Annotated in this window: 4 protein-coding genes; 3 read left to right on the plus strand and 1 reads right to left on the minus strand. The window is 46.2% G+C overall.

Going from position 1 to position 6,000, the window contains the following annotated elements; genetic code table 11:
- Positions 1 to 56: 56 nt before the first annotated feature.
- The 3 genes from POF51_RS27255 to POF51_RS27265 all read left to right on the plus strand — a co-directional run bounded on the left by POF51_RS27255 (position 57) and on the right by POF51_RS27265 (position 5,169).
- Positions 57 to 2,057: an S-layer homology domain-containing protein gene (locus POF51_RS27255; protein ID WP_271756491.1), complete on the plus strand. Its 2,001-nt coding sequence runs from the start codon at positions 57 to 59 to the stop codon at positions 2,055 to 2,057.
- A complete protein-coding gene (locus POF51_RS27260) occupies positions 2,054 to 3,550 on the plus strand; it encodes a S41 family peptidase (RefSeq protein ID WP_271756492.1) in 1,497 nt (498 codons plus the stop codon). Before POF51_RS27255 ends, POF51_RS27260 begins: the two co-directional genes overlap by 4 nt.
- Positions 3,551 to 3,684: 134 nt before the next feature.
- Entirely contained in the window at positions 3,685 to 5,169 is a 1,485-nt protein-coding gene (locus POF51_RS27265; protein ID WP_069850230.1) for an alkaline phosphatase family protein, read from the plus strand.
- On the opposite strand, the gene POF51_RS27270 is transcribed toward POF51_RS27265, so the two are convergent.
- Positions 5,123 to 5,803, minus strand: coding sequence for an endonuclease/exonuclease/phosphatase family protein (locus POF51_RS27270; RefSeq protein ID WP_271756493.1), 681 nt, complete (start codon positions 5,801 to 5,803; stop codon positions 5,123 to 5,125). The two genes, POF51_RS27265 and POF51_RS27270, sit on opposite strands and share 47 nt — an antisense overlap.
- Positions 5,804 to 6,000 lie beyond the last annotated feature (197 nt).

Below are 6,000 nucleotides of genomic sequence, written 5' to 3' on the forward strand. Positions count from 1 at the left end.
GACGTAGCAGGATCAATCTTTGGTTGCCTGCCAGATGAAGTGTAGGAGGATTTTATGTGCAAAAACTAATCCGAACGATTTCTTGTGGATTATTAACGTTAAGCTTACTCACCCCCGGCGTCGCATCGGCGGCTGGGGGCTTATTGCCATACAATGACATCAACAAGCACTGGGCGAGAAACGCAATCATTCAAGGTGTGCAGCTCGGTTTGTTTGAGGCTGGTCCAAATGTTCCGAAGTTTTACCCAAATCGTGACATGACACGTGCGGAATTTCTCGTTATGATCGATCGTCTTTATTACGGTGGGCAGTATCAGATCTATCCGCTTACTTTCTTATCCGAGCATTCGGAGTGGGCGCGAGCAGAAGGTTTTCAGGAACCGTATTTGCCGTATAAAGATGTTGATCGCCTGACCTGGATGTACAAACCAACGTTGCGCATTTCCACGATCTTGGACAGACTGTACGGGCCAAATGCGATTCAGTACATTTTTCCTGGTGAGATGATGAAGCCGAATCAGCCGATCACCAACGAAGAAGCTGCCAAGATATTGCAAATGTTCACGATGTCTCCAGATAGTAAAAATGCTTGGGAAGAAGTGCGTTCATGGGGATGGCTAGAGGGAGAAAAAACGGATCGGGTGAAGCGGGGAGATGCTGCAGTCGCAGCTAATCGCATGGTGAATTATTTCCTTCAGGATGGAATCATGCCTCTGTTGGATTATGATGGGAAAAAGTTCCCGATGGTCCCGGATATCGAAGAGGTATTGCCGTTATTCGCAACCTATGTAGATCCCAAAACAACTGAAGAACAGATTTATGTAGATGCGGCTGCCGCTATTCGCAGTAGAAATGATAGTGAAGAGACATTTGCGCAGTTACGCAAGCTGGCCGATTCCTCCTTCCCCAATCAAGTCGGTGTTCACTATTTATTGAGCTGGAATCCTGAAACACCGCTTGAAACCAATCTGGATGAAGCTTTTCTTGCTATCGACGCTTACCTCGAGGACAGAATCATTCTCCCGGGCACACTCGGGCTATTAACTGCCAATGTGTACGATATTGCCTTGCAGCTAGGGAACACGGATCAAAGCCAGTATCAAAAAGTGCTCGACCGCTTCAGTGTCTATGAACAAAAATTCAAGCGAAATCCCAAAGAATGGGAATCGGTTGCCGTGTATTTGGGGGCACTAGAAATCAGGGGTGGTCAGATAGACCTGGCGTTGGCACGTTACAAGCAATTTGCTGACAGAAGCCCAGAAGCATTGTTGAATACTTCCTATTATTATTTGCAGGAAGGACGTATTCAGGAAGCAGAAGAAGTTCTTGCTGCGATGAAACCGAAAGCGTCAGACAGCAGAATGAAACAACTGGACAAAATGTTGCGTCAAGAGTTTGCCTCTTTAAAAGATCAGCCAGCTATTATTTCTGATTTGGGATACTCTTTGCATCAGTTGGACAATGCCGACACCTACCAAGTGAAGGGCGAAGCGGTGTTGAGTGGATTGACGTTCTCATACACGCAGGATATTAACAAGGAAAAACAAATAAGCAGAATATCCGGCTTTTATCAATCTCCGCAAAAACTAATATCAGACAAGCTGCTCTCTTATACAGATGGGAAAACAAACACGCAATACTCGTACGATACGGATCGGCAGACATGGGACAAGAATAGAACGGACAAAGTTGACTTTTTGCACGAGTGGGTTGGTGCTGTCAAGGTAACCGATCGTGCTAAGGAGCTTCATGCTCGATACTACAAGCAATCTTACGGGAAGTACGATGTCATTACGGAATGGATTCCGGGCTCTATGCTAGTAGAGAAATCAAAGAAGGTTACGCTCGGACAAGGAAAAGTGAAAGACGTTCCTTTGTTCATGAACAAGTATTATATTGATCGGGCCAGCGACCAAGTTGTTAAACATACGTGGCGTTATGAAGAAATTTATGAGGGCGACGGATATGTAGCCTATTCGGGTACCGACAATTACGACTTTACAAGCAATGTTGTATTTTCGATACCTGATGATGTTCGAAAAGGGGTGGCTCCATGAAGCGAATTAGTCAATGGGCAATAGCAATTGTCCTACTACTTACAACTGTTCTTCCTGTGCAAGCGGCAGAGTATCCTTACGAAGAAACGGAAGAAGTGTTCCTGCACGTCATGGAGAGCCACTTGAGCAAGCCGGCAGCCAAACAATTGGTAAAAGGGGCTCTAGAGGTGGTCAGCGAGCAGGCCAAACTGAAAAAACAGCTTCAGTTCGAAGTTTCTGAAGAAGATGATACTTGGGACGAGTTGGAATTGAGGCTTGCAGAATGGCAGAAGAAAGGAGGGTTTGATACGCCGACGATGAACATTTGGGCGATTGATGGAATGCTCTCCACGCTCAATGACCCGCACAGCGTATTTTTTACCCAAGACGAATTGCGTCTGTTCCAATCTGACGTTGAAAATCAATTTGTTGGATTTGGCTTTCGTCTGCGGCTGCAAAATGATCATATTATCATCCGTGAAATCGTTCTGAATTCTCCAGCAGCAGCATCTTCCTTGCAACGAGGCGATCAATTGATCAAAGTCAATGAGACCTCGTTGGTCGGAAAGACTTTTGAAGAAGCGTATGCTTATTTGAAGGGCAACGAAGGGACCGAAGCTGTTCTTACTGTATATCGTCCATCCGACAAACGGGAGCACCAAGTGAAGCTGAAGCGTGCCTTCATGACCTTGCCGGAAGCGGAAGGACAGATGTTTACGAAAGGCGCGGTTGGCTATATCAGTCTTGAAACATTCGGATCAGAAGGAGCTATCCAGGTAAGGGATAAGCTCGCAGACCTTTCCCGTGTGCAAAAACCGTTGTCCGGATTGGTGTTAGACCTGCGTGATAATGGCGGGGGATACTTGGCCACAGCGCGGGACATCGCGAGCCTCTTTATGGAAGAAGGCTTGCTCATGTACACCACGAATCGCAATGGGGTAGAGGTAGAGACGTGGGTACGAAATGGGCAGGATATCGGCATTCCAGTGCGAATTTTGGTAAACGGCGGAACAGCTTCTGCATCTGAGCTGTTGTCAGGTGCGCTGCGTGATCATGGTATCGCCAAACTTGTGGGTACCAAAACATTTGGAAAAGGGAGTGCCCAACAAGTTATTCCGTTGTCAGACGGTGACGCACTCAAGCTTACACTGAATGAATATTTTACTCCTAAGCATACCGTGGTGAATCACGTAGGGCTTCAACCAGATATGGTTGTGGAGGATTATGGAGCACAAGTAGTAGAAGCTCTCCATTCCTTGAACGTCAGGACGTGGGAGCTGAGTGACGCAGAAGGCGACACAGTCATCAATGGAATTCCTTTCCCGACAGTGGATCCTCTCTTTAAACAAACGCCTCAAGGGCTGCAAATCCGAGCTGCTGTACTCTCGCATTTGCTGGGTGATCCGTCCATTGGTGAAAAAGATTATGTGGTACTTGCTCCTTATTTGAAAAAGTATCCTGCACTCAAACTGCAAACGAAAAATGGTGTCAACACCCTCACATTTACTTCGTAAGCAAGATCCCCTGTCGCTTTTTGGCGAGCAGGGGCTTTTTCTTTTTCAAGCGTATACTCGGTAATGAAAAATCGAACACTATCAGGTGCGACTATGACTACTACGTTTACTACGACAAGAAGGGTGGCAGCCGGATGAAAAAGGTCATACTTTTCCTGATCGACTCCATGATGCCTGATGTTTTGGAGCGATGCATTGCTGCCAATAAAGCACCGGCACTTCGGTTTTTCATGGAGCATAGCCAGTACATACCAGATTGTGTGACTGTTTTCCCTACGATGACGGCTTCGATAGACTGCTCCCTCATAACGGGGGTGTACCCCGATCAGCACAAAGTACCGGGGCTAGTTTGGTATGATGCAGAGCAGAAAAAGATGGTGAATTATATAAATGGGGCCGCTTCTATCCGAAAAATAGGCATTTCGAGCTGTGGCGGAAATGTTCTTTTTGATTTGAATGAACGTCATCTTAGCAAGGATGTCAAAACCATTCATGAGGTACTGGAAGAAAACAATCTCGTATCGGGTTCCATCAATGTGATCGCCCATCGCGGACATAAGCAGCATAAGGTGAAAATGCCGACCTTGCTTGATACAATCACATCTTTTTCCTTGCGAGAAAAGGTGAGTGGTCCAACGATCATGAGTATGGGCACGCTGGTCCGTCCTGCACTGTTTCGCTCTGTCCCGTGGGATTTCGCCCAATCCGCTTTAGAAGGCTACGGGATTAATGATGCCTATGCAATCGATGTTTTGATCGAAGTGATACGCAGCGGTCAGCAGCCGCATTTTACGCTGGTCTATTTGCCAGAGAATGATCATAAACTCCACAATTCCCCGGAGGATGCCGTACAGCACTTGGCAGATGTGGACAAGCAATTGGCTCGTTTGCTGGATAGCTTCGCGTCATGGGAGCAAATGCTGGAGAGAAACGTATGCATTTTGATTAGTGATCATGGACAAACCGTCATCGGAGAAAGTGAAGACCACAATATTCCGCTGGATCATCTCCTGGCGAATTTTTCGATCCATGCGCTTGGCACTGACGTGACATCAGAAGTGGAAGTGGTCATTTGCAATAATGAGCGTATGACTTTTTTGTATCCAGTGAATGGAATGGATCCATTTTCTATTGTAGAAGCGGTTAGTGTGGAAGAAAGAATTGATTTGATTGCTTGGAAAGAGGGCGAGAAGATAAAGGTGCGTCGTGGTGGAACACAACAGGAAATGTGTTTTTGGCGCAATGGGGAGTATCATGATGCGTATGGTTCTTCTTGGTCCATTGAAGGGGACGTTTCCGTGCTGGATGTGCAATATGATGGAGAGTGTCTTTCTTTTGATACATACCCGGATGCTTTTTCTCGACTATACGGGTCGCTGTTCTCGCAGACCGTTGACGTGGTAGTCGTTACTGCTGCCAAGAGCTATGAATTTTTATCGGAATGTGCTCCCACGCATTTAGGTGGAGGAAGTCACGGCTCACTGCATAAGCAAGATTCGCTGATTCCGTTAGTGATTGCAGGTGCTTCGGAGATGTTTCCACTCCCAGCAAGACTGGTTGATGTCAAAGATTTTATTCTTCGAGAGCTGGGGATTCCGTCAGTCTCAAATCGGCAATGAGCGGGACATGATCGGACCAATTGACAGGTAGCAGCTCGTAGTGCTCAATATTCCAGTGATGAGAAGCAAAAATATAGTCCAGACGTCGGCGGAAGGCTGGAAGAGTTGGTCTTTTTTCCTGACCTGAGACAAGAGCACAGTCCATCAGGTGTGGAGTAAAGGACACATTACTCGCGTTGAAATCCCCCATTAGGAGTAATGGGGCTTTTACGTGTTGCTGTATTAATGTCGACATGAGCTGCAGCTGGGCCAGTCTGCTTACTTGATTTAAGCTACAGTGTGTAACGCAAAGCGTAATCGTACGACCGTACCCTTGGAAGGATGCATAAAGGAGGGTTCGTTGCTCTTTTCTGGCTGGCAAAACGATGGCGTCGACATTTTCAAGCGCGTACTTCGATAGCAGTGCATTGCCGTAATACCCATCTCCTATCGTAATTGAAGGGGAGAAGGCTAGGTGATACTGTAATTGATCGGCGATGTAGCTCGCTTGATACCCATACTTCCCGTTTTGGTGGACTTCCTGAAGACCGATGATGTCTGGTTGCAAGTCCTTTAAAGTCAGAGTCATTTCGTTCAAACGTTTTCGCCACCAGAGGTCACGGCCGCTATGAATGTTGTAGCTGACTACACGCACCCTCGTTCACTTCCTTTGTTAGACGTCATTTTTTTAACTTATTTAGTTTTCCCTATTGCATTAGGTTTTAGTCTATGCTATATTAAAAAACGTCGCCTCTGCTTGAGGCACAAATGGAATAAAATGCTCCTTGAAAACCGGAATAGAATTAATCTGTGAAAATAAGCTTGTGTTTTACTTGAAGTCAGATTCATCTT

Source organism: Brevibacillus sp. AG (assembly GCF_028369215.1).
In the GTDB taxonomy this organism is placed as follows: Bacteria; Bacillota; Bacilli; order Brevibacillales; family Brevibacillaceae; genus Brevibacillus; species Brevibacillus porteri.

Coding starts and splice junctions, on each gene's coding strand:
- POF51_RS27260 (WP_271756492.1), top strand. CDS start 2,054: ATGAAGCGAATTAGTCAATGGGCAATAGCAATTGTCCTACTACTTACA.
- POF51_RS27265 (WP_069850230.1), top strand. CDS start 3,685: ATGAAAAAGGTCATACTTTTCCTGATCGACTCCATGATGCCTGATGTT.